The sequence below is a fragment of the Aeromonas sp. MTB genome, from assembly GCF_056632455.1.
Window position 1 is genome coordinate 640,256 of sequence record NZ_CP147026.1, and the last position, 24,719, is coordinate 664,974.

Consider the following 24,719-nt stretch of genomic DNA (forward strand, 5'->3'; position numbering starts at 1 on the left):
AGAGGAAGTGACGTAATGAAAAAGACGCTGATTGCCGGTTTTGTGCTGGCTCTGTGCAGCCAGAGTGCCATGGCCGCTGACGACTGGCGTTTTGCCGCCGGTGCCGACGTATGGGCCGCCAAGGGCAGTGGTCAGGCTTATGGCACCAGTGCTGATGGCAGCTATGACGACAGCTACAACTGGAACGGCTATCTGCAACTGGAACACGGCATCATCTTCCTGCCGAACGCCAAGTTTGAAGTCTCCGATTTCAGCTCCTCCGGCGGTAACTTCAAGAACGATCTGACCGCCTACGATCTGAGCCTCTACTACCGTCTGTTCAACAACGATCTGTTCAAGATCGATCTGGGTATGACCGGTCGTCACTACGATGGCGAGCAGGTCTACTTCGGTCGCAAGGGTTATGACGAAGATACCCTGATGGCCTATGCCGGCAGCGAAGTGAAGATCCCGGGCACCGGCATCGCCTTCTTCGGCGATCTGCGCACTCACGATGCGGACAACTATGACTACCGTCTGGGTGGTTCCTACAAGTTCTCTTCCATGCCGATCAAGCTGCGTGCCGGCTGGCGTGAAGCCAAGGTCGACTTCGCCAATATCGACCAGTCTGTCGATGGCTGGTTCATGGGCGGCGAATTCACTTTCTAATCTGACCGTCGACTGACGGCGAGGAGCAATCATGGGCCACATCATAGTGACAGGTGCCGGTTCCGGTCTTGGCCGGGCGCTGACCATCGGACTGGTTGAGCGGGGCCATAAGGTCTCCATGATGGGGCGCCGTTATCAGCGACTGCAGGAGCAGGAGCAACTGCTCGGCAGCGCGGTAATCGGCATCGCCGCCGATCTGGCGCACCATGAAGAGGTCGACGTTGCCTTCGCCGCTGCGGTGGAGTGGGGCGGGCAGCCCGACATGGTGATCCACTGCGCCGGGGTGGGCGAGTTTGGCCCGGTCGGTGTCTACACCGCCGAGCAGATCCGCCGGGTGGTGGAGAGCAATCTCATCTCCACCATTCTGGTGGCCCAGCAGACGGTGCGGCTTATCGGGGAGAAAGGCGGAGTGCTGGCCAATGTGCTCTCCTCCGCTGCGCAGGTGGGCAAGGCCAACGAGAGCCTCTACTGCGCCTCCAAATGGGGGGGGCGTGGCTTTCTCGAATCCTTGCGCGCCGAGCTGAAAGGCTCGCCGTTGCGGCTGGTCAACCTCTACCCGAGCGGGATCCGCAGCGAATTCTGGGACAACTCGGATCACGTGGACCCGAGCGGCTTCATGACTCCGGAAGATGCGGCGGCCTATATGCTCGACGCACTGGAAGCCAGAAGCAGCTGCCACGTGACCGACCTCTTTATCGGTCGCAATCCCTGAGGCAACCCTTCATCCGGTTGCCGTCGTCAGAACATACAGAAACAAAAAGCGCGCCAAACGGCGCGCTTTTCTATTCAGGTAAGGGGGCGGAATTAACGGCCCAGCTTGGCCTTGAGCATGGCGATGATGTCGCTGATGGCCACTTCCTGCTTCTCGCCGGTGCGGCGGCACTTGTACTCCACCACGCCGTTGTCCAGACCGCGATCGCCGATGACGATGGCGTGCGGGATGCCCAGCAGCTCCATGTCGGCGAACATCACGCCCGGGCGCTCTTTACGGTCGTCGAACAGCACGTCCACACCAGCGGCTTTCAGCTCGGCGTAGAACTGTTGTGCCTGCTCGGCCACGCGTTCGGACTTGTGCATGTTCATCGGCACGATGGCCACTTCGAACGGAGCGATGGCGTCCGGCCAGATGATGCCGTACTGGTCGTTGTTCTGCTCGATGGCGGCAGCTACCAGACGGGAAACCCCGATACCGTAGCAACCCATCTCCATGGTGACGGACTTGCCAGCTTCGTTCAGCACGCTCGCCTTCATCGCTTCGGAGTACTTGGTACCCAGCTGGAAGATGTGGCCCACTTCGATACCGCGCTTGAGCAGCAGCTTGCCCTGGCCGCACGGGCTCGGGTCGCCTTCCACCACGTTGCGCAGGTCGGCAACTTCGTAAGAAGCGATGTCGCGATCCCAGTTGGCACCGGTCAGGTGGAAGCCGGTCTCGTTGGCGCCGCAGACGAAGTCCGCCAGATGGGCGGCGCTGCGATCGACAATGATGCGACCGGCAAAGCCGACCGGGCCGATGGAACCTGCATCGCAACCGGCGGCAGCTTTAATCTGCTCGTCGTTGGCGAAGGTCAGCGGGTTGGCCACGCCAGCCAGTTTCTCTGCCTTGATTTCGTTCAGTTCGTGGTCGCCACGCAGTACCAGCGCGATGACGGCCTGCTTGCCGTGCTCATCTTCCTCTGCCAGTACCAGCAGGGTCTTGGCGATGGCAGTCGGCGCCACGTTCAGGAAGGCAGCCACTTCGTCAATGGTGTGGACGTTCGGGGTGGCAACCTTGGTCAGGGCTGCGGTGGCTGCAGCGCGCTCGCCGGCCGGCGCCAGTGCTTCGGCCATCTCGATGTTGGCGGCGTAATCGGAGCTGTCGGAGAAGGCGATCAAGTCTTCACCGCTCTCCGCCAGCACCTGGAATTCGTGGGAACCGGTACCACCGATGGAGCCGGTATCGGCCTGCACCGGACGGAAGTTCAGGCCCATGCGGGTGAACGCCTTGCAGTAGGCAGCGTGCATCTTCTCGTAGGTATCGACCAGAGATTCCTTGTCGATGTGGAAGGAGTAGGCATCCTTCATCAGGAATTCGCGGCCACGCATCACACCGAAACGGGGGCGTACTTCGTCGCGGAACTTGGTCTGGATCTGGTAGAGGTTGAGCGGCAGCTGCTTGTAGCTGTTCACTTCGTAACGTACCAGCGCAGTGATCACCTCTTCGTGGGTCGGGCCCAGCACGAAGGGACGGTTGTGACGGTCGGTCAGACGGCACAGCTCGGGACCGTAGTCATCCCAGCGGCCGGACTCCTGCCACAGCTCGGCGGGTTGTACCACCGGCATGGAGACTTCGACGGCACCAGCATTGTTCATCTCTTCGCGAACAATGTTCTCGATTTTCTTCAGTACCCGCAGACCGGTTGGCAACCAGGCATACATGCCGGAGGCCAGTTTACGGATCATCCCGGCGCGCAGCATCAGCTGGTGGCTGACAACTTCAGCGTCGGAGGGGGTTTCCTTGAGAGTGGAAAGCAGATATTGGCTGGTACGCATCGCGGTAGACCTTAGCTAGAACGGGCGCGGGGCCCAGGATAATTTCAAGGGCGGAATTTTAACAGGCTGGGCGTTATGGCCCAAGGGCTAAATTTGCCGCAACCCGAAAGGTGGCCACGCCCGGCAGATGGCCAGGAGTAATGACCATTGCAACAAGCAGGCTTTTTATGCCTGCAATTTGGCCGGATCTCCGCTAAACTCTGCCACCTTTTCTCGATGGGCATGGCTCTGCCGCGTCCATCACCCCCATTTTTTAGTACTTTTGGAGCCGCTCATGCCGTTAGTGGGACATCAACACCAGATCGAGATCCTGGAACTGACCGACAAAGGAGATGGCAAAGGACGCCTGTTCGATCGCCCCCTGTTTGTCGAAGGTCTGCTGCCCGGTGAGCAGGCGCAGGTGGAGCTGACCGAGGTCAAGCCGAACTATCTGCACGGCAAGGTTGCCGAGCTGCTCCAACCTTCAACAGATCGGGTGGCCGATTTCTGCCCCAACACCGAGTGCGGTGGCTGTCAGGTACGTCCGCTGGCCTATCCGGCCCAGCTCAAGCTCAAGCAGGCCTTGGTGCAGAGCGCACTGGAACAGGTCGGGCTGGGTGACACCCCGGTCAAGGATATCCTTGGCATGGAAAGCCCGTTCGCCTATCGCAACAAGGCGCAATATGCGGTGCGTGGCTGTGACGCCGGTGCCGAGATCGGTTTTTATCGCAAGCACTCCCACGATCTCATTACCGCCGATGACTGTGCGGTGCAGGATCCGCTGCACGTGGAGCTGAACGCCCGGGTACGCAACTGGATGCGCGCGCATGACATCGCTGCCTATGACGAAGTGAACCACAGCGGCTGCGTGCGCAACCTGATGACCCGCAAGGGCTTCAAGAGCGGCGAGCTGATGGTGGTGCTGGTCACTTTGGGTGAGGTGCTGCCGTTCGAAGCCGAACTGTTGGCGAGCTTAAGCGATCTGCCGGTTACTACCTTGGTGCAGAACATCAACGATGAGCGCACCAACCGCATTCTGGGCGCGACCAACCGGGTGCTGCTCGGCGAAGGGGTGATCCGCGACAAGATCCATGAGCTCGAGTTCGAGATCTCGCCGCTCTCCTTCTTCCAGAACAACCCGACCCAGACCGATGTGCTCTACTCCAGCGCCCTCGAGTATGCCGAGCTGACCGGTAACGAGACAGTGTTCGACATCTATTGTGGTATCGGCACCATCTCCCTGTTCCTGGCTGGCAAGGCCGCCAAGGTGGTGGGGATCGAGTCGGTGGAGAGCGCCATCAGCGATGCCCGCCGCAACGCTGCCCTCAACGGTATCGAGCACACCGAATTCCACGTCGGCAAGGCCGAGCAGCTGATGCCCGAGCTGCACGCCCAAGGTGTGACCGCTGATGTGGTGGTGATGGATCCGCCCCGCAAAGGCTGTGACAAGGCCGTATTGCAGACCCTGGTCGCCATGGCGCCCCGTCGTCTGGTCTATGTCTCCTGCAACCCGCAGACCCTGGCCCGCGACCTTGCCTGGCTGGTCAAGCAGGGCTTCGTGCTGGATGAGGTGCAACCGGTCGATATGTTCCCGCACTCCATGCACGTCGAAGCGGTTGCCCGCTTGAGCCTGCCTGCTAAGGCATGAGTCGCCCCCGACTCTTGCCCATAAAAAAACGACGCCAGCTGGCGTCGTTTTTTTATCTCTGCAATCGGCGGATGGGCGATTAGCTGGCGCTCTGGCGCACCTCGGCGGCGATCTGGTCGAGCAGCTGTTGCCAGCCCTGACCCAGCTCGTTCACCAGTGCGTTGTAGCCATCGGCCGGCAGTACTCGCTCCTGACGGAAGGGGGCATCGCGCTGCACGGTGCCATCTTCCGCCAGCAGGCGCCAGCGACCGCTCAGCACGGCGCTGCCGTCATGACGGCCCTGAAAGCGCTCCACCAGAATGGTCAGCACCGGCCCCTTGCGGGCGCCATCCTGCCGCACCACCCAGCCCGGCAGGCGGGTGGAGAGGCCATTGAGGGTGAGCTGGTTGAGCTGATCGTCCAGCGCACCGGCCCAGCGATGGTATTCGGTGAAGTGGAGCTCTTGTCCTTCCAGCTGATAGACCAGACTGATCCGGTCGAGCTGGCTGGCCAGCGCCACCGGGCGCAGCACCAGCTGGTGCTGCGGTTGGGCCGGGGCCGTCACGGGTTGCTGGCTGTCTGCATCGAGCGAGTAGTAGTGCAGGCTTGGCTGGCTGCTGCAACCCGCCAGCAGGCCCAGCAGGGCCAGCGTCAGGATCTCTTTTTTCATTGTTTGCCTCGCTTGGGCTCAGGGTCCGATGGATGCGCGCGATCGAAGATCAGCGAGCTGGGCTGCTCGTTGAGGGAGTGCACCAGCGGCTGCAGTTCGCGCATCAACTGATTGAGGGTCTGCACCGACTGACGCAGATCCTGATTGGTCTGCGATTGGGCGTCATAGGCCTGCAAGGTCTCCTGCAACTGCTTGAGGCTCTCGTTGAGCGAGGCGGGCAGCTGCTGGGTGGAATCCTTGGCAGTGAGCTTGTTCAGGTTGGCGCTGACTGCACTGATGTTCTTCAGGGTGCCATCCAGGGTGGTCAGTGACCCGTTGACCTTGGTCAGGGTGGTCGCCATGTCCATGTCGACAAACTTGTCGAGGATGAGGTTCACCTTGCGCTCGATCTGATCCAGCCCGCCCTGCACGGTGGGGAAGACCTGATAACCGGCCAGCTTGGCCTGTTCGAAACGTGGCGCGTCCGGATAGAAGTTGAGGTCGATGATCTTGCCGCCGGTCAGCAGGCTTGAGGTCTTGAGGCTGGCACGCAACCCCTCCTTGAACTGCTTGCCGAACAGGGCACGCCATTGATCCTTCTCCGCCTTGGCATAGCGGTGGGAGAGGCGCTGCACCTCGATGCGAGCCAGCACCGGGATCTGGCGGCTCTTGAAGATCTGCACGCCCTTGTCCTCGATGAGGTAGGGGGCGGAGATGACGGTACCGACCCGGATACCGCGATACTGCACCGCCGCGCCCGGGTGCAGGCCACCCACGTTGTCATCGAACAGGAAGACGTAGTCGATGAACTGATCCAGACTACCGGCCAGCACGCTCGCCTCATCCTGGAACAGGGTGAACCCTTCCATCTGTTTGACCGGCTCGCCAGGCGCCCAGCCGGGTGGCAGACCCATGGTAATGCCGCCATCGATCAGGCTCTCCAGCGAATCCATCTTCACCTTCATCCCCTCGCTGCTCATGGAGACCTCGAAGCCCGGGGTCATCCAGAAGCGGGAGTTGCTGCTCACCAGAATGTCGTAGGGGGCGTGGATGAAGATTTGATACTGCATCTCACTCTTTTCCGGCAGGAACTTCGCCTCTTCCACCTGACCTATGGTGAAGCCCTGATAGTTGATGGGGGAGCCTTCCCCCAGCGCGCGGGTGTCGCGACTACTGAGGGTGAGACGCAGCCCCTTGGCATCGAGGGAGGCGAGCGGCGGTTTGTCGAGCATGGCGTACTCGTCCCGCGCCCGACCTTTCTTGCCGGGGGCGAGCTCGATATAGGCGCCGGAGAGCAGGGTGCTCAGACCCGATACCCCTTCACGGCCCACTCTGGGCTTGACCACCCAGAACTGGCTGTCACCGCGCAGCATGCCGGAGGCGGCATTGGTCAGCCGTCCTTTCAGCACGGCATGGCTATAGTCATCGCTCAGCTCGACGGCCTCGATGCGGCCGACGTCCACTTCGCGGGAGCGGATCACCGTCTTGCCAGCGACTATGCCCTCGGCAGTGGCGACAGTCAGGGTGAAACTCGGGCCCTGAGAGTACCAGTGCTGGAACAGCATCCAGAGACCGATGAACAGCGCCAGCAGGGGCACCATCCAGATTGCGGCGGCAGAGCTCAGAAAGTCAGAGCCCGGTTTCCACCTTTTTTTACGCTCACTCACGTTCGCGTTCTCCTTGTTGTAAATCCCAGATCAGGCGGGAGTCGAAACTCATGGCGGCGACCATGGTGATCAGCACCACACCTGCAAATGCGACGGCCGCAGGGCCGGGATAGATGGTCATCAGATTGTCGAGCCGGATCAGGCCCGCCAGAATGGCCACCACGAAGACGTCGATCATCGACCAGCGTCCGACAAATTCGGTCATGCGATAGAGTTTGAGCTTGCCGAGGGGGGAGGTGACATTGCCGCGCTGCACCATATAGCAAAGCCAGAATAGCGCCAGTATTTTCACCAGCGGCACCACCACGCTGGCGAAAAAGATCACCGCCGCTATGGGGTAGGAGCCCATGGCCCAGAGCAGCACCACACCGCCGAGGATGGTGGAGGGGCTGTCATCACCGAGAAACACCGTATCCATGATGGGATAGACGTTGGCCGGAATGTAGAGAATGGCGGAGGTAAACAGCAGCGCCCAGGTACGGTTCAGGCCGCCCCGCTTGCGGGCATGCAGCTTGCCGCCGCAGCGGGAGCAGCTGTGGCTACCCACCTCGCTCAGGGCGCCACAGATATGGCAGCCCACCAGACCGGACTCCAGCGCGCCCGCTTCCGGGTCGATATCCCGTGACTCGGTTGGGCCGAACAGCCGCTGCCACAGCCACATCTGATCCAGTGAGGAGATCATCTTGATGAGCAGCACGGTGTAACCGACGAAAGCCCAGAATGACAGCCCCATCTTGATGTCGGCCATCCCCATCAGCTTGACCAGCGAGATGAGCACCCCCACCAGAAAGACATCCACCATCAGCCAGGGTTTGATCCGGCAGAGCAGACGGCCGAGGGAGCGCAGGGCATTGCTGTGCAGATCTTTATCGACCCGCCACAGCACCAGCATGATGGATCCCATATAGACCAGCGGCAGGCCGATCAGGGTCAGGCTCAGTACCGCGCCGAGAAACAGATAGCCCTCATCCACCAGGGTGGTGATACTCTGCAAAAAGGTCATCTCCTGGCCCACCCCTTTGGCCGAGAAGGACATAAAGGTAAAGGCATTGGCGAGCACGAACATGATAAGTGCCGCGAACCCGTAGGAGATCGGCCGCAACTCCTGCTGTGGCAGGTGGCGACTCAGGGTGTGTCCGCAACGGGGGCAGCAGCTGGCCTGTCCCACCTCGAGCGGTGTGGCCGGTATCAGCAGGTCACACTCTTCACAGGCAGTAGCATCATGGACATAGGTGGTGTGGTGTTGGTGTGAAGCCGGATGCAAGATAAAACCCCAGATAAGGCCCGTGGTAGAGCCAGAGCTGGCGATTATCGCAGTTGTGCTGGTCAGCGACCAGCCCCCGGAGGGCGCTATTGCTGGCGGGAGTGAGAATGACTTTGACAAGCCAGTGCCCATTTAGCACAATCAAACGCCACTTTTTTTCCGCGGGACAATAATTTATGACAACTGAATCCCCCAGCTACTCCACGATTGAGCAAGCCTTCTCCCTCGGGAACGGGCAAGATTCTGCCCTCAACTGGTTGCGCAAGAACCGCAGTCAGGTCGCTATTTTTCTGGTGAGCGGCATCAAGCTGGAAGGCACCATCAGCGGGTTCGACCAGTACAGCGTGCTGCTGACCGATGCTCATGGTAACCAGCAGCTGGTCTACAAGGCCAAGATCTCCACCATCGCCATGCACACCGGCCGTCCGCAGGTGAATATCCAGCGTGCTCGCAAGCCACGTGTCTCCATGGCGCCGCGCCCCCACGGCGCGCCGGGTCGATATGACGACAATCAGGGCGGTGGCAACAACGAGTAATCGTCTGCCCCGCACTCCCCGTTGACGCGCCCTGCGTCAGCGGCTGACGGAGCCTGCTCTCATTTTTCATTCATGTCCCGTATGAGAGCCGGTTCCGGTTATCGCCCCTTGCAGGGCGATATTTTTTTCCGCACTACGCCGTTATGCCGACCGGTTGACCCTCTTTGACCATGCAGGTCTGCATACCCGCTGCTTCTCCGGCCTGTACCCCGATACCGGTATCTTCAAACACCAGACAGCCTGATGGCTCGACCCCCAGCTTGCTGGCGACCAGCAGGAAGGTGTCCGGATTGGGCTTGTGCAGCTCCACATCGTCTGCGGTGACCACCACAGAGAAGTAGCGATCCAGCCCGGTGTTGCGTAGCACCGCTTCGGCGTTGACGCTGGGCGAGCCGGTGCCGATCCCCATCGGGATGACGCCATGATAGCGCTCGACCAGTGCCTGCATGGCCGGAAAGACGGTCGCCTTGTGCAGGTTGGCCACATAGTGGGCGGTCTTGCAGCGGGTGACTTCGAGGGGATCGAGGGGGATCTGCTGCTCCTGTGCGACCAGCAGGGCTATCTTGCGGCTCGGCATGCCACCCAGTTCATAGAACCAGTCGGCATCGAAGCGAAAGCCAAACTCGCGGGCGGTGTGCTCCCAGGCGGCGAGGTGCAGCGGCATGGAGTCGACCAGGGTGCCATCAAGGTCAAAGACCAGGCCTTGGAATCCGGAAAGCGTCATGGTGCGGGGTCTGTCTCTGAAAAAAGGGAGCCCATTCTAGCCAGTGGCTCCCCGCCTCGCCATCACCTAGCTGGTGAGAAACGCTTGCCCCCACATTTGTGACTGAAAATAGACGGGGGTGAGCTGGGCCGGATCGAGTTGATATTTGGGGGCAAGCTGTTCCAGCAGGGCCCAGTTGCCCTGTTCATAGGTGCTGACCAGCTGAAACAGATGAAAGAGTGGCCCTTCGTGCAGTTCGATGGCGCGCTGCACGCTCTTGGGCAGGTGGGCCATCAGCGGCTCCGACAGCAGGGAACCATCGAGCACCAGTCCCACCAGAAAGGCCCAGCTTGCCTCCGCTTTACCGAGGGCGGTGAGGGCAATCAACTCGCAGAAGCGGCCGCGGGCGATGGCCATGCGGGTGCAGGCCTCCGGCATGTGCTGGCTCACCCGGGCCAGACCGTTGATCAGCACGAACTTACGGATCTCCTGCTCCCCCAGATAGGAGAGGGCGCGGGGTACCGAGGTGATGGGGGCGGCATGATCGAAGCCGGGGGCGTTGACGTAGGTGAGCAGCAGGCCGGGCAGCCAGGCATCCTGCTCCAGCAGGCGGGCTACCTGGGCGAAGGAGAACTCTTCGTGGCAGATGAGCTGGAGGATCTGCTGTACCAGCGCCATATCGGGCTGGTTGGCCCGCTGATTGACCAGCTCCGGACGGGCGAGAAAACCGCCGGCAAAGAAGTCGACCCCGGCCTCCCGCAGCGGGAGAAAATCCGCCCAGGTCTCGATGTTCAGCGCCATCCGCTTGTGTTCGGTGGGCTGGCAGATCCCCTCTTCCCCCATCCAGTACACCAGCAGGCGGCTGGCGCCGAGCCAGCGCGGATCCCGGTTGGCGCCATGCACCGCCAGTCTGCGCCGGCTGTCACGCCACTGCTCCAGCACCGGGAACGAGTTGGGCTGGCGTTCGCTGGAGGCTTCAACCAGCGGGATCGCGTCCTGATCCAGCAGCATGGGACGCTGTTCATCGAGCTGTTCGTGGGTGAAGGGCACCAGATATTGACGCCCCTGCGCCAGCAGGCGGCAATGTTGCGCCAGTGAAGGCCATTCGGCCGGTGAGCTGAGCTGATAGTCGATGCCGTAGGCCACCAGAGCCAGGCGACGATTGAAGATGGGGTAGCGACGCAACAGCATGGGATCACCGATAGGCCAGAGTGCGGGCCCTCCCTTGTGACTTGGCGTGGTAGAGCGCCTGGTCAGCCTGTTCGGTCAGGGTCTGCCATGCTCCGTCCAGGGAGGGAACCAGATAGCTAAAGCCTATGCTAACCGTAATGAAATCAGCAACCCGCGAGGCGGGATGGGGCATTTTCAAGCGGGCAAGACCATCGTGGATCCGTCCGGCCAGCTGTTCGGCCTCACCGGGTTGGGGGGCGCAGAGCAGAATGACGAACTCTTCCCCGCCGTAACGGGCGACCAGATTGGTGCAGCGCCGTTCAGCATCCCGCAGCACATGGGCCACCTGTTGCAAGCAGAAATCCCCCTTGGCATGGCCGAAGTGGTCGTTGTAGGCCTTGAACTCGTCGACGTCGATCATCAATACCGCCAGCAGGTTCTGGGTGCGCCGTGCCCACTCCCACTCCCGCTGCATGGTGATGTCCCACTGGCGCCTGTTGGCGATGCCGGTGAGGGGATCTTCCAGCGACAGCAGGGAGAGGCGGTGATTGGCCTCTTCCAGCGCACGGTTGGTCTCGGCCAGCTGCATGGTGCGTTCGGCGACCCGGGCCTCCAGCTGGCGGTTGAGGGTTTCCAACTGCTCCTGAGTACGCTGGCGGATCAGCAGTTGTGACAGAATGGCGGCGTACTGTTTGAAGATCTCGCTCTGATAGGCCTTGAGCGGACGGTGCCAGAGCAGGTTGTCGGCGGCGATCCAGCCGATGGGGGTGGTGCCATCCCACAGCGATATCATGGCGTTCCAGCCACGGCCCACCTGCTGCTTCTCGTAGTAGAGGGGGGTATCTTCCATCACCAGCACGTAATCCTTGCGCCTGAGCGCCTCTTGCACCGTGGGGTGATCCGGAATGGGGCTGATGAAGTTGTGTTCATCCATCAGCTCACCGTCCTCGCTGGTGCCCCAGGTGCCGCGCATGGTTTTGCCATCGGGTTCGATCAGGAAGATGGCGACCCGATCGAATTGCAGCTCCTTGCGGGCCAGCAGCACGGCATCCCGCAGCAGATCGTTCTCGCTGCGACTGCGGGAGAGGGTGACGCTGACCATGTGCAGCGCCTGCAACATGGTGAGGAAGGATCCTTGCAGTGCCTGACTCTGTACCAGATCGGTCTGGGTATGGAGCCGCTGGTCCCGCTCCTGATTGACCTGGCTGGAGAGCAGGTGATTGCTGAGCTCGGCAGTCAGATAGTGGATAAGGAGCTGGATGCCCTGACGCTGGTGGGAGGAGAGGCGATCGATGCGGCGGCGGGTCTCCAGATAGATGACCCCTTCCAGTTTCATGTGACGCTTGAGAGGGAAACAGGCGCGTAACTGCGGCTGGGCGGGCTCCACATTTTCGCCGGGATCAGGCGGTGCTTGGAGCTGCTCGATCACCAGTTGTCCCTTCTCCATCGCCTTGTCGATCAGGTGGTGGGGCAGGGTCAGTTGACCGAGATGGGCGAGATCAAGCGTGGTCAGCCCGTGATCGAGCTGAAAGCTGTAGAGTTGCGGTTCGGGGGCTTTCAGCCAGAGGTAGAGGCGTTCGGCATCGGTCTTTTCACGGATGGTGGCGAGGCTCACTTCGCATAACTGAGCGAAGTTGGTGAAGTGTTCCGGGTCCCATTCCTGCATACCAATATCCCTTGGATTGTACCCAAGCGAGTATAGACATATTTCTCCTTGATTAATATGTCAGAAAGGAGAGGCAGTGCACATAACGGTTGCTTTCAGCCCTGCTGGTGGAGACATTCACTGCGTTCTCTGCCAATCGTGGATAGAACTGTGTGCCATAACAGTATATATGGCAGCTTGTAGGGCGGGATGCCGGGCAAAAAAGAGCCCGCACGATGGCGGGCTCTCGGGCAGATCAGATGATTCTACGTGGCTTATTCTGCCTTGGGGGCAGTCTCAGCGGTCGTTTCACTGCTATCGGCTGGCGCACTCTCGGTCGCCGGGGCTTCCGGTGCCGGACCCGGTACCAGATCTACCGCCGGTTTGGCGATAAGGGAGCGGGTCTCTTCCACCGCTTCGGTCAGCTTCACCTCGATGATCTGGCCGAGCTCGTAGACCACTTCGGTCTTGTCCAGATAGACGCGGCCGTTGTCCCAGTTGCACTCCAGTCGATCCTTGTTGTCGAGAATATGGCGGGCAGGCAGGAAGACCACGGCGCCGTTCTCCTGCAGACGCAGCTTGAGACCGGCACGCATCACGTCGATGATCTCGGCGTTGAATACCTGATCGGTGCCAGCCGCGGCTTTCAGGTAGCGAACATAGAGCCAGTCGCCGATGTCACGCTCCACCATGCGGTGCAGGCGGCGGCAGGCGGTCAGGTGCTCGGTGAGCTCCTGACTCGGGCGCTCACCTGGGGTCTTGCCGGCGATGACCGCTTTGAGCAGACGATGGTTGACCATATCGCCGTATTTACGGATCGGGGAGGTCCAGGTGGCGTAGGCATCCAGACCCAAACCATAGTGGGCGCCCGGCTCGGAGGACATCAGCGCATAGCTCTGGAAGCGGCGGATCTTGCCATCCAGCCAGCGGGTGTCGAGGTTGTCGATCCAGCGGCGCAGGGCACAGAAGCCGGAGAGGCTGGCGATCTCGTCGCGCTCGAACGGGGCTTCGGCACTCTTCAGCAGGTCGATGGCGCCGTCGAGGGACTCTTCGTCAAAGCCGGTGTGAACGTTGAAGATACCGTAACCGACGCTCTTGCCCAGCACGCGACCGGCGCAGATGTTGGCGGCGATCATCGACTCTTCCACCATGCGGTTGGCGATGCGGCGCGGCTCAACGTGGATAGCTAGCACTTCGCCATTCTCGCCCAGCTCGAAGTCGTAGTCGGGACGATCCGGGAATACCAGCGCATGCTCGGTGCGCCACGCGATGCGTGCTTCGGTCATCGCCTTCATCAGCGGCAGCTGGGCCAGTACGCCTGCGTCGATAGACAGCTCTTTGCCATGCTCGGCCCAGTCGGAGACGTCGTCGTAGTTGAGACGGGCGTGGGAGCAGATGCGGGCGGCGAAGAACTCGGTCTCCTCCAGCAGCAGACCATCTTCGGCGATCAGCAGACGGGCGCACAGGGTGTTGCGCTCCTCGCCCTCTTTCAGGGAGCAGAGCTCATCGGAGAGGGTGCGCGGGATCATCGGCACGTTGCGGCCCGGCATGTAGACGGTAAAGGCGCGCTGGGCGGCCTCTTTGTCCAGCTCGCTGCCTTCGGCCACATAGGCGGTCGGGTCAGCGATGGCGACCAGCAGCTCCCAGCCGTTGTCCAGCTTGGTGATGGCCAGCGCATCGTCCATATCCTTGGTCTTGGCACCGTCGATGGTGAAGAAGGGCACCTTGGTCAGGTCACGACGGGGCAGATCTTCTTCTTCGATCACCTTCCACTCCGGCAAGTCAGCCGGCTCGACCTGGGCCAGATTGTGGCGTGCCAGCACCACCCACCAGGGCACATTGTGATCTTCCTGGGCGGCGATCTTCTGGATGATCTCGGCCGAGAAGTTGCCGTCGACCAGCGCGTGGCGCTTGAGGGTAGCCACCACCCAGTCACCTTCCTTGAACTCTTTCTCATCCAGACCCTTCTTGACGCGGGCCTTGATGGCATCCTTGATCAGCGGATGGTCGGCAACCACGTTGAGGCGGTCACGGAACATCTTGACCCGGGCCACGAAGCGGGTGACGGACTGCTCCAGCAGGGTATCCGGCTCGGCCACTTCCTTCTCTTTTTCGGTGCGGATCAGGGCGGTCACCCGGTCACCGTGCATCACCTTCTTCATGTAGGGAGGCGGCACGAAATAGCTGGTCTTCTCATCGACTTCCAGAAAGCCGAAGCCCCGGTCCGAGGCGCGGATCACACCCTCTTTCTTCGGGATGTTTTCGCGGATTTGTTGCTTGAGCTGGGCCAGCAGCGGATTGTCTTGGAACATAAGTGAGGAACCTGAAGTGAAAACCTGGGTGGAGACCTGATGAAGGATCGCCCAGCACTATACGTTTTTAGCCCTGCAAAGCCAAGGTGAATGGCCTGCTCAGCGTGGTTTCAACTGCGATCTGGCATGGTCGATAAGGCGTTGGGAGAGCTGCTTGTGAACCCCTTTTTCCAGTACCCAGCGGTGCCAGTAGAGGCGTTCCGTCAGGACGTGGTCGGGACTGAGGTTGAGTAGTGACCCGCCTGCCAGCTGGCCTCTTATCTGCAATTCGGGGATGAGACAGTAGGCCAACCCCTGTTCGGCCATGGCGACGAAGGCCTCTGACGAGTGGACCGTATGGCAGGGATAACCGCCCGGCTCCAGCCCGAAGTGTTCCCTCATAAAGCTCACATGCATGTCATCGCGCTGATCGAACGCCACCGCCGGTGCCTTGGCCAGCGCCTCACGAGTCAGGCCGCGAGGGAAGTGGCGGGCTACGAAGGCGGGACTGGCGGTAAGCAGATAGTTCATCTCACCGAGTTCGTCGACGCAGCAACCCGCCAGCGGCTGGGGATGCAGGCTGACCGCACCAAAGGCCTGACCCTCGCGGACCTTGTCGAGGGTACGGCTCTCGTCATCGACCAGCAGGTTGAGTTCGATGGGGTGCTGTTTCAACAAGGGGGCAATGGCGGGCAAAAACCAAGTGGCCAGGCTGTCGGCGTTCACTGCGATGCTGATCCGGATTGGCCCCTGCGGTTCATCGGGAGCCAGCTCCCCCGCCAGTTCGAGCTCAAGCTGATGTACTTGCCGATAGTGGGCCAGCAGCTTCTGGCCGAGTGGCGTGGCCTGCAGCGGTTGGCTGCGAATGAGCAGCGGCTCGGCAAATTGCTGCTCCAGCTGCTTGATCCGCTGGGAGATGGCCGACTGGGTGATATGGAGCGACTTGGCCGCCCGATCGAAGTTCTGCTCCTGCAGTACTGCATCCAGCGCCCGCAGCAGTTTGTAGTCCAGCTCTTTCATCTTCTCCCCCTTCCGTTGCCCAAGGGCTGACTCTACGTCACTCGGCAGGGGACAACAATGGGCGGCGGAAGGGGCGTTGCGCTGTGATTTTTGACAGTAGTGGTCAGGCCATTGAGGGAGGATACTCTCTGGTGCCGCATGGGGTAGCCCTGCGCAGATCGTAGCGACATCTTTATCCCGGGTCTGTTTTCCCGGGATTTTTTATGAGTGAACTGCTAACACCGGTGACGGTTGCTGCAGTGGATAATGGCTGGTTTGATAATGGCCCAGCAGCGGTTGGGAGACCGCCTGCGCGAAGCGCTCATCCAGATTGAAGCGGATGCCAACGCCCCTTACCGCCCCCAGATCGACCGCCTGCCGATGACCGAGCCGCTCGATGGGCAGGCCAAGTCGGCGGAAGATGCGCTCCACCGGCAGGCTGACGACGGCGACCAGCTCCCGGATCCCGTGGGCATGGGCGAAGGCATAGACCTCGCGGAAGATGACGCAAGTGAGTTCGCTGACGCCATTGCTCATGCGCGGTGCGCGCTGGGCATCGATAGCCAGACGGGTGAGTTCCCAGACATCGGGGGTGCGTGGCGCGCTTTCACCGGCAAGGGCGGTGGGGAAGATGGTGGGCAGCATATAGGCATCGGCACAGTTGAGCAGACGAATACAGCCACACAGCCCTTGTTCGTCCTCGATCAGAACCCAATGGGTGTCTGGCGTGTCGAAGCTGTCACGCTCCAGGCCCCGATGAGACTCGACATCCCAGCCTAGCCGGTCGGAAAAGACGCGATTTCGAAAGCGATAGAGTTCATTCTCCACCTCGTTTCGTGGATGTTCTCTCAATTTTCCTTTAAAAACCAACATTATGGACCCTCTATCTTGCTATTCGCCGTTATAATCACATGTCTGGCCAAGGGGGCTTTCATATGAACAGAGACCAACTGCTTGAGTACCTCGAACATTTCACTTCGGTGACGGACGGCAATCGTCTGGCCGAACTGATCGGTCGCTTTACGCTCGGGATGGGCTATGACTACTATCGCTTCGCCCTGATCCTGCCGATGTCGATGCAAAGGCCCAAGGTGGTGCTGTTCAACCAGTGCCCCGATTCCTGGGTGCAGGCCTATACCGAAAACAACATGCTGGCGTGCGATCCGGTGATCCGGCTGGCACGCAAGCAGACGTTGCCCATTTACTGGAACCGCCTCGATGAGCGGGCCAGTTTTTTGCAAGAGGGAACCATGGACGTGATGGGGTTGGCAGCCGAGTTCGGGTTGCGTAACGGCATCTCCTTCCCTCTGCACGGTGCAGCCGGGGAGAACGGTATTCTCTCCTTCATCACCTCCGAGCGGGCCTCGAGCGACCTGCTGCTGGAGTCCTCGCCGATCCTCTCCTGGATGTCCAATTACATCTTCGAGGCGGCCATTCGGGTGGTGCGTTTCAGCATGATGGACAGTGCGGGTAAAGACCCCTTGACCGAGCGCGAGACCGAGTGCCTGTTCTGGGCCAGCGAAGGGAAGACCTCTAGCGAGATCGCCTGCATCCTCGGGATCACGGAGCGCACGGTCAATTACCATCTCAATCAGGTCACCCGCAAAACCGGCTCCATGAACCGCTATCAGGCCATTGCCAAAGGGGTTAGTACGGGGCTGTTGCTACCCAATTTGGAGCAAGTTGTGGTTACCAACTTCCCCAGATTGCTGCAGTAGGCTGAGCCCACAGGCGCAACAGATTCTCCTGCCGCACTCTGAGGGTCACAATTGTCAGATCCGGTAATTGACAAGGGCTGGAACAGCGGCTGGGTATGCCGGTTTTTATTAGCAAAATGAATCAATCAGTAAATCAATGAATTTCTAAGAAGGAACCACCATCGCTATAGTGCCGCTCATTCATCATTTCGAACGGTACTCTCCATGATGCTCGCAACGACACTACAAGGCTTCACCATCGGTCTGGCCATGATCATCCCCATCGGCGCCCAGAATGCCTTTGTGCTGAGCCGGGGCATCCATCGCAATCACCATCTGTTGACGGCCACGCTCTGCAGCCTCTGCGATCTCACCCTGATTGCTATCGGCGTATTTGGCGGAGCCAATCTGCTGGCCGCCAGCCCCCTCGGCATGGCGCTACTCACCTGGGGTGGTGTGCTGTTTCTCGGCTGGTTTGGTGGCCGTTCCCTGCTCAGTGCCTGGCGCGGTAAAGGGGAGGGAGTTGCCGATTCTGCTCAGCAGATGGGGGTCAAAAGCGTGTTGGCGATGACACTGGGAGTTACGCTGCTCAATCCTCACGTCTATCTCGATACCCTGATGCTGCTCGGCTCCCTTGGCAGTCAGGTGAGCGAGTCCCTGCGTCCGGCCTTTGCTGCGGGGGCCATGCTGGCCTCGTTGGTGTGGTTCTACTCGCTGGCGCTGGGGGCGGCGGCACTGGCGCCCTGGTTGGCCCGCGGCCGGGTGCAGCAGGGGATCGATCTGCTGGTTGGCATCATCATGCTGAGCCTGGCTGTTCAACTGGCCATAGGACGTTGAGGAAGTTAAGGCGGCAGGAATGAGCGACCGGTAACAAAAAGATGCCACTCATATGAGTGGCATCTTTACTATTGGAGGGGCTCAGACTCTGAACTGGGAGAGCAGGCGCTGCTGCAGCAGGCTGGCTTGATGGAGCGAGGAGGCGAGTTGCAGACACTCCTGCGCTTCCTGTTCGCCGGTTCTGGCTTGCAGACTAATGCCGGAGACCTTGTCAGAGGAGTGGCTCAGGGTGTGTGACAGTTGCCCGGTAGCCACGGCCACCTGCTGCACCATGTCGGCCAGCTGGTCGATGGCGCCTTCCACCTTGAACAGGATCTGCTTGGTGTTCTCGGAGTCTTGCATGCCGGACTCTACCGTCTTGAGGTTGCGCTGCATCATCAGGTAGGCGGTCTCGGTCTGCTGCTGGATGCTGCTGATCACCTGGCTAATTTCGGCGCTCGATGTTGCGGTGCGATTGGCCAGGGTGCGCACCTCGTCTGCGACCACCGCAAAGCCACGCCCCATCTCCCCCGCGCGGGCCGCTTCGATGGCTGCATTGAGGGCCAGAAGGTTGGTCTGTTCCGAGATGCCGCTGATGGTGGAGATGATCTGGCCAATCTGACCCGCCTGCTCCTTGAGGGAGTTGATGGCGATGGCACACTCGCTCACCTCTTGTACCACCCGTTGCATGCCCGCGCTGGCGGAGGCGACATACTGGCTGCTCTCGGTGGTCAGCTGGCGCACCTCATTGGCATTGTGGGCCGCCATGCTGCAGTTGTCCGAGATACCGGTGGCGACTTGCACCATCTGTTCACTGTCGTGGTGCAGGGCCAGTGCATGTTCGGCGGTTTGGCGGCTGCTTTGGCTGATTGCCTCCACCCGGTTGACCGAGGTGTGAACGTGTTCGCTGATGTGTTGGTTGTTGTCCATGGTGGAGCTGATCATCTTCTGCAATTTCTCGATGAAACGATCCACGCTGTTGGCCAGCGAGCCTATCTCGTCATCCCGTTGCAGGTTGATGCGGGCGTTGAGATCTCCCTCGCCGGCGGCGATATCCTGCATTCGTTTGTCTACTTGCAGCAGCGGGGTCACCAGCTTGCGGGTCAGCCAGAAGCCGCAGAGGGTGACCATGATCAGGCTCAGCAACAGGCCACCCAGCAGCAGGGTTCGGGTCTGGCTGATGATGCCATTGAGCTGGGCCACCTGATCCTCTACGGTGGCATCGCCGCTCTCCTCGATGGCAACCAGCTGTTGTCGCAGCTCATCGGCACTGACCTCATAGACGGACTGCTGGGTCTGATAGCTGCCGAGCGCATCGACCCACTGTCCCATCAGTTGCTGATGCCGGGCCAACAGGGCGCGATACTCTGCCGACAGTGTCTTGCCGGCAAATTCGCCGGTTCCCTCGATATCGAACAGCCCGGTGCCGAGCATGCTGTCGACCGCTTCGTGGTAGAAATCGGTCGCCTCTTTCAGCTCGGCCTTGATCGCCTCTGTGACTCCTTGTCTGCGCATCTTTTCCAGTGCATAGAGCTGGCGCAAAAAGCCGATGTTGGACTCCATCCCCCCGTCGGCCGCTTCCCAACGGGTGGAGAGGCCGCTGTTCCAGCTGATGGTCTGGTCGGGGGATTGGGTCAGCGCCTCGACCGCGCCATCGCCGATCACCTCCAGCTGGGTCGAGAGGCGGGCCATCAGATCGGCGTTATGATGCAGTGCCTGATCTACCTCTGTATACGCGTGATAGAGCTCCAGCAGCTTCTCTTGTTGCTGTTGATAGTCCTGCTTGTGCTGTTCCATGGTGGCAAGGGCTGCACCATCAATGAGCTGCCCCTGGCTGACCCGTGCCAGCGCATCATCGGTCGCCGCCTTGGCAGCATCGAGTTCGGCGCGATTGAGCGGGGTTCCGTTTTGCATCTTCTGAATCTGTAGCTGTTGGTTGCCCAGCTCTATGGAGCCCTCCATGGCACCGTCGGCGGTCTGCCAGGCGGCGCCCAGTACGTAGGAGAGCAGATTGGCTAGCCGCTGGCTGCCATACCAGCCAACGACCCCCATGCCCAGCGTACAGCCGAGCAATATGGCAAGACCCAGATTGGAGGTGGTAACAATTTTCATGTGATGGCCTTCCTTGGTATCGACATTGGCACCAGTTTCGGTTCCGAACGGGTTTAGTGTAGTGGTTTATCCCCCGCTCGGGGGCCGGTGCGGCGCTGAAATATCCCGTGCACTGGCTGCACCCGATCAAGCATGGTGGAAAATTGGATAAAAAGCCTCTCTGACCACAAGGGTGTTGCTGCCCTATGCTGGATACTTATCCAGTTATTCTTTATGCTATGAGCCAATTTACGAATAGTTGTATTGGTGAGGAGAGAGCCGTGATTGGTCGCTTGAGAGGCATTGTCATTGAAAAGCAGCCCCCCGAGGTCCTGCTGGAAGTGGGCGGGGTTGGCTATGAGGTGCAGATGCCGATGAGCTGCTTCTATGATTTGCCGGAGATCGGCAAGGAAGCGACCATCCATACTCACTTCGTGGTGCGGGAAGATGCCCAACTGCTCTATGGTTTCAACCACAAACAGGAGCGGGCGCTGTTCCGCGAGCTGATCAAGACCAACGGAGTCGGCCCCAAGCTGGCGTTGGCTATTCTCTCCGGCATGACTGCTACCCAATTCGTGCTGAGTGTCGAACGTGAAGAGATAAGCTCTTTGGTCAAACTGCCGGGAGTCGGCAAGAAGACCGCCGAGCGGCTGGTGGTGGAGATGAAGGATCGCCTCAAAGGCTGGGTCAGTCACGACCTCTTCTCCCCGGCCATGGTCACCTTGCCAGCCAGTGAGTCCGAATTGCGGGCACCGGATGTGACCGAGGAGGCGGCCAGTGCGCTGGTGGCCCTAGGTTACAAACCGCAGCAGGCGAGTCAGATTGTCAGCAAGATCGCCAAAGAGGGGATGTCGGTGGAAGATATCATCCGTGAATCCCTGCGTAGCCTGGTATGAGGTAGTTGATGATTGAAGCAGACCGCCTCATTTCGGCCAGTGCCGCCCGTGAGGATGACATTATTGACCGGGCTATCCGCCCCAAGAAGCTGGCTGACTACACCGGTCAGGATACCGTCTGCGAACAGATGGAGATCTTTATCGAAGCGGCCCGTCAGCGGGGTGAAGCGCTCGATCACCTGTTGATCTTCGGCCCGCCGGGCTTGGGCAAGACCACCCTTGCCAACATCGTCGCCAACGAGATGGGGGTCAATATCAAGACCACCTCCGGCCCGGTGCTGGAGAAAGCGGGGGATCTGGCCGCGCTGCTCACCAACCTCGAACCGAACGATGTGCTGTTCATCGACGAGATCCATCGCCTCAGCCCGGTGGTGGAGGAGGTGCTCTATCCAGCGATGGAGGATTACCAGCTCGACATCATGATCGGGGAGGGACCCGCAGCTCGCTCCATCAAGCTGGATCTGCCTCCCTTCACCCTGATTGGCGCCACTACTCGGGCCGGTTCACTCACCAGCCCGCTGCGGGATCGCTTCGGTATCGTCCAGCGGCTGGAGTTCTACAACGTCAAGGACCTGACCGATATCGTCTCCCGCAGTGCCCGTTGTCTGGGGCTAGACATGACGGAAGATGGTGCCATTGAGGTCGCCCGTCGCTCTCGCGGCACGCCACGGATTGCTAACCGTTTGTTAAGGCGGGTGCGCGACTTTGCCCAGGTGAAATCCGATGGCCGGATCGACGGCCCCATTGCTGCTCGCGCCATGGACATGCTTGATGTCGATAACGAAGGTTTTGACTTCATGGACCGCAAGTTATTGTTGGCTGTGATAGACAAGTTTATGGGGGGCCCGGTGGGTCTCGATAATCTGGCCGCTGCGATCGGGGAAGAGAAAGATACTATCGAAGATGTGTTGGAGCCTTATCTGATCCAGCAAGGGTATCTGCAACGTACACCCAGAGGACGGATTGCGACCACACGAGCCTACGCTCATTTCGGTCTTCAGAGACCAGATGAGAAGTAAAAACAGTCGTTTGAACATGAAACCGCCGTCAAAGGCGGTTTTTTATTATCCGGGCAAAAAAAAAGCCCACGGCGGATGCGGTGGGCAAAGACAATTCAGGATGGATGTTCACAGACAGTGAGTGCGTCTGGACACAGACCGGAAAATAAACAGGTGAGCCGTCGCGAGCTCTCAGAGTCGGTTCAGTTGATAGAGCTGAACAAAGGAAAGCTTGTAGTAACGGATGGTTTTAGCAACAAACTTTTTCATCTTCGATTCCAATAGACAGGTTCAAATTGATCGTCGAATACGTACCGTGAACCCGGATTAACCGGCCTGTATCCAAGGGTATGCCCTCACTGCGAGGCGCATTGTAGGAGTTCGAATCGACCCCGGCAAACAAGAAAAATTGCACTCTTCAAATTAGTTTATCTAATGTCTTTGTTGATGAAATTGGTTCGCATGAGTATGCATTCTTTGCAATTTTAAATTGAGTTTTCGAATCAGATTGCCTGACTCGGATAACATGAAAAAAGGCGCGTCATTCACGCTTTTCAAATTAAACCGAGCGGCGGGATGTTAAATTCTTAAATTGATTTAAATCAATGTTTTACGCTTTGTCGTGTTTTGTGATCTGGCTCGCGTCAATAATCGTGAAATAGATTAAAAATGCCTTTCAAAGCCATGTATGGCGGGTCCTTTTACATTGATTTCAATCAAATAAAGGTGATATAAAAACCCGGTCATCATGGGCGAGAATAAATTTAGGCTGATTGTTTTGGAATTGTTAAACATTAGCTTTATTTGTGTTCTCGTATTGCCTTGTTGTTAATGCCAGTGGTTACTGAACGCGTTTTGTTGTGACACGTCCCAATAAGGCTCATTCGCTAACCTCCAACGGAAGCTTTGTGCTTAAAACTTAAAATAGCCGTGCCAATAATCGGTGAGGAAACATCATGATTGCTGAGCATGTGGTAGACCTATCGCGGTTCCAGTTCGCTGCGACGGCCCTTTATCACTTTTTGTTTGTACCCCTGACGCTGGGAATGGCCTTTCTCCTGGCGATCATGGAATCCGTCTATGTGATGACCAACAACACCATCTACCGGGACATGACCAAATTCTGGGGTAAGTTGTTTGGTATCAACTTTGCCTTGGGGGTCACCACAGGTCTGGCCATGGAGTTCCAGTTCGGGACGAACTGGGCTTACTACTCCCATTATGTCGGCGATATCTTCGGGGCCCCGCTGGCTATCGAAGGGCTGATGGCCTTCTTTTTGGAGTCCACCTTCGTCGGTATGTTCTTCTTTGGTTGGGATCGTCTGAGCAAGCATCAGCATCTGGCTGCCACCTGGTTGATGGCGCTGGGTACCAACCTTTCAGCCCTCTGGATCCTGGTCGCCAACGGCTGGATGCAGAACCCGGTCGGTGCAGAGTTCAACTTCGAATCCATGCGGATGGAGATGATGAGCTTCGCTGACGTGGTGCTCAACCCGGTTGCTCAGGTCAAGTTCGTCCACACTGTGGCGGCTGGCTATACCTGTGGCGCCATGTTTGTGCTGGGTATCTCCTCCTACTACCTGCTGAAGAATCGTGATGTGGCGTTTGCCCGTCGCTCCTTCGCCATTGCCGCCGCGTTCGGTATGGCTTCCATCGTGTCCGTGCTGATCCTCGGTGACGAATCCGGTTACGAGACCGGTGAAGTGCAGAAGGTGAAACTGGCCGCTATCGAAGCCGAGTGGGAAACTGAACCTGCTCCGGCCGCCTTTACCCTGTTCGGTATTCCGAATCAGGAAGAGATGCGCACCGACTACGCCATCAAGATCCCCTATGCACTGGGCATTATCGCGACCCGTTCTCTGGACGGTCAGGTAACCGGTCTGAAGGATCTGAAGAGCGAGCACGAACTGCGCGTTCGTAACGGTATGACCGCTTACGACCTGCTGACTAAGCTGCAATCCGGTGACAAGTCTGACGAGACCCGCGCTCGCTTCGACGAAGTGAAACAGGATCTGGGCTACGGTCTGCTGCTCAAGCGCTACACCAGCAACGTGACCGATGCTACCGACGAGCAGATTAAGGCCGCCGTGGATGACTCCATCCCGCAGGTACTGCCGCTGTTCTTCGCCTTCCGCATCATGGTTGCCGTCGGCATGCTGATGCTGGTGCTGATTGGTATGGCCTTCTATGACAGTGCCCGTCACCAGATCGGCAAGCGCAAGTGGCTGCTCAAGGGTCTGCTGTGGGGTATCCCGCTGCCGTGGATCGCGATCGAAGCTGGCTGGTTTGTCGCTGAGTATGGTCGCCAACCGTGGACCATTGCAGAGGTGTTGCCGACTTCCCTCTCTGCATCCAACCTGCCTGCAGCCGAGATCTGGTTCTCTCTGATCGGTATCTGCCTGTTCTATACCGTACTTCTGGTTATCGAGATGTACCTGATGTTCAAGTATGCCCGTCTTGGCCCCAGCAGCCTGAAGACTGGCAAGTATCACTTTGAACAGATCAAGGCATAAG

At 59.3% G+C, this 24,719-nt stretch carries 20 protein-coding genes; 9 read left to right on the forward strand and 11 right to left on the reverse strand.

Annotation, left to right across the window (positions count from 1 at the left end; genetic code table 11):
• Positions 1-15: 15 nt before the first annotated feature.
• The gene (locus tag WBR25_RS03045; RefSeq protein ID WP_194494967.1) at positions 16-648 is read left to right on the forward strand and encodes a TIGR04219 family outer membrane beta-barrel protein; all 633 of its coding nucleotides are present in this window, start codon (positions 16-18) and stop codon (positions 646-648) included.
• Positions 649-679: 31 nt separating this feature from the next.
• A complete protein-coding gene (locus tag WBR25_RS03050) occupies positions 680-1,360 on the forward strand; it encodes an SDR family oxidoreductase (protein ID WP_479749386.1) in 681 nt (226 codons plus the stop codon).
• A gap of 92 nt (positions 1,361-1,452) precedes the next feature.
• On the opposite strand, the gene WBR25_RS03055 is transcribed toward WBR25_RS03050, so the two are convergent.
• Positions 1,453-3,177, reverse strand: a complete 1,725-nt coding sequence (locus WBR25_RS03055; RefSeq protein WP_075116001.1) for a proline--tRNA ligase — start codon at positions 3,175-3,177, stop codon at positions 1,453-1,455.
• Between the two features lie 274 nt (positions 3,178-3,451).
• Between WBR25_RS03055 and rlmD the strand changes: the two genes are divergently transcribed.
• A complete protein-coding gene (rlmD, locus tag WBR25_RS03060) occupies positions 3,452-4,804 on the forward strand; it encodes a 23S rRNA (uracil(1939)-C(5))-methyltransferase RlmD (protein WP_058056451.1) in 1,353 nt (450 codons plus the stop codon).
• 79 nt (positions 4,805-4,883) lie between these two features.
• On the opposite strand, the gene WBR25_RS03065 is transcribed toward rlmD, so the two are convergent.
• The 3 genes from WBR25_RS03065 to WBR25_RS03075 are packed head-to-tail and all read right to left on the reverse strand — an operon-like array spanning position 4,884 to position 8,363.
• On the reverse strand, positions 4,884-5,453 hold the full coding sequence (locus WBR25_RS03065; protein ID WP_058056450.1) for a PqiC family protein: 570 nt from the start codon (positions 5,451-5,453) through the stop codon (positions 4,884-4,886).
• Positions 5,450-7,099: an intermembrane transport protein PqiB gene (pqiB, locus tag WBR25_RS03070; protein WP_005335774.1), complete on the reverse strand. Its 1,650-nt coding sequence runs from the start codon at positions 7,097-7,099 to the stop codon at positions 5,450-5,452. The genes WBR25_RS03065 and pqiB overlap by 4 nt, the downstream gene beginning before the upstream one ends.
• The gene (locus WBR25_RS03075; protein WP_139747113.1) at positions 7,092-8,363 is read right to left on the reverse strand and encodes a paraquat-inducible protein A; all 1,272 of its coding nucleotides are present in this window, start codon (positions 8,361-8,363) and stop codon (positions 7,092-7,094) included. The genes pqiB and WBR25_RS03075 overlap by 8 nt, the downstream gene beginning before the upstream one ends.
• Positions 8,364-8,539: 176 nt before the next feature.
• Between WBR25_RS03075 and hfq the strand changes: the two genes are divergently transcribed.
• Positions 8,540-8,899, forward strand: a complete 360-nt coding sequence (hfq, locus tag WBR25_RS03080; protein WP_005335772.1) for an RNA chaperone Hfq — start codon at positions 8,540-8,542, stop codon at positions 8,897-8,899.
• A gap of 133 nt (positions 8,900-9,032) precedes the next feature.
• Here the strand turns inward: hfq and WBR25_RS03085 are convergent, their stop codons facing one another.
• From WBR25_RS03085 to WBR25_RS03110, 6 genes are all read right to left on the reverse strand, one after another.
• Positions 9,033-9,623: an HAD family hydrolase gene (locus WBR25_RS03085; protein ID WP_162519670.1), complete on the reverse strand. Its 591-nt coding sequence runs from the start codon at positions 9,621-9,623 to the stop codon at positions 9,033-9,035.
• A gap of 66 nt (positions 9,624-9,689) precedes the next feature.
• Positions 9,690-10,793 carry an EAL and HDOD domain-containing protein gene (locus tag WBR25_RS03090; protein WP_005363003.1) on the reverse strand — a complete coding sequence of 368 codons (1,104 nt, stop codon included), beginning with the start codon at positions 10,791-10,793 and terminating at the stop codon, positions 9,690-9,692.
• 4 nt (positions 10,794-10,797) lie between these two features.
• Complete coding sequence (locus tag WBR25_RS03095) at positions 10,798-12,438, reverse strand: sensor domain-containing diguanylate cyclase (protein ID WP_479749387.1); 1,641 nt, start codon at positions 12,436-12,438, stop codon at positions 10,798-10,800.
• A 254-nt stretch (positions 12,439-12,692) separates the two neighbouring features.
• Positions 12,693-14,729 (reverse strand): exoribonuclease II, encoded by a 2,037-nt coding sequence (locus WBR25_RS03100; RefSeq protein WP_247823474.1) that lies wholly within the window; start codon positions 14,727-14,729, stop codon positions 12,693-12,695.
• A gap of 99 nt (positions 14,730-14,828) precedes the next feature.
• Positions 14,829-15,728, reverse strand: coding sequence for a LysR family transcriptional regulator ArgP (locus tag WBR25_RS03105; RefSeq protein WP_151287421.1), 900 nt, complete (start codon positions 15,726-15,728; stop codon positions 14,829-14,831).
• Between the two features lie 201 nt (positions 15,729-15,929).
• Positions 15,930-16,580 (reverse strand): acyl-homoserine-lactone synthase, encoded by a 651-nt coding sequence (locus WBR25_RS03110; protein ID WP_479749388.1) that lies wholly within the window; start codon positions 16,578-16,580, stop codon positions 15,930-15,932.
• Positions 16,581-16,642: 62 nt separating this feature from the next.
• Here WBR25_RS03110 and WBR25_RS03115 point away from each other — a divergent pair, with 62 nt between their 5' ends.
• Complete coding sequence (locus WBR25_RS03115) at positions 16,643-17,425, forward strand: LuxR family transcriptional regulator (protein WP_005335753.1); 783 nt, start codon at positions 16,643-16,645, stop codon at positions 17,423-17,425.
• A gap of 207 nt (positions 17,426-17,632) precedes the next feature.
• The gene (gene lysE, locus WBR25_RS03120) at positions 17,633-18,241 is read left to right on the forward strand and encodes an L-lysine exporter (protein ID WP_227096670.1); all 609 of its coding nucleotides are present in this window, start codon (positions 17,633-17,635) and stop codon (positions 18,239-18,241) included.
• An 81-nt stretch (positions 18,242-18,322) separates the two neighbouring features.
• Here the strand turns inward: lysE and WBR25_RS03125 are convergent, their stop codons facing one another.
• Positions 18,323-20,332, reverse strand: a complete 2,010-nt coding sequence (locus tag WBR25_RS03125) for a methyl-accepting chemotaxis protein (protein WP_479749389.1) — start codon at positions 20,330-20,332, stop codon at positions 18,323-18,325.
• A gap of 260 nt (positions 20,333-20,592) precedes the next feature.
• Here WBR25_RS03125 and ruvA point away from each other — a divergent pair, with 260 nt between their 5' ends.
• From ruvA to WBR25_RS03140, 3 genes are all read left to right on the forward strand, one after another.
• Complete coding sequence (gene ruvA / locus WBR25_RS03130; RefSeq protein WP_479749390.1) at positions 20,593-21,207, forward strand: Holliday junction branch migration protein RuvA; 615 nt, start codon at positions 20,593-20,595, stop codon at positions 21,205-21,207.
• 8 nt (positions 21,208-21,215) lie between these two features.
• Positions 21,216-22,226, forward strand: a complete 1,011-nt coding sequence (gene ruvB / locus WBR25_RS03135; protein WP_005335744.1) for a Holliday junction branch migration DNA helicase RuvB — start codon at positions 21,216-21,218, stop codon at positions 22,224-22,226.
• A gap of 935 nt (positions 22,227-23,161) precedes the next feature.
• A complete protein-coding gene (locus WBR25_RS03140) occupies positions 23,162-24,718 on the forward strand; it encodes a cytochrome ubiquinol oxidase subunit I (RefSeq protein ID WP_005335743.1) in 1,557 nt (518 codons plus the stop codon).
• Position 24,719 lies beyond the last annotated feature (1 nt).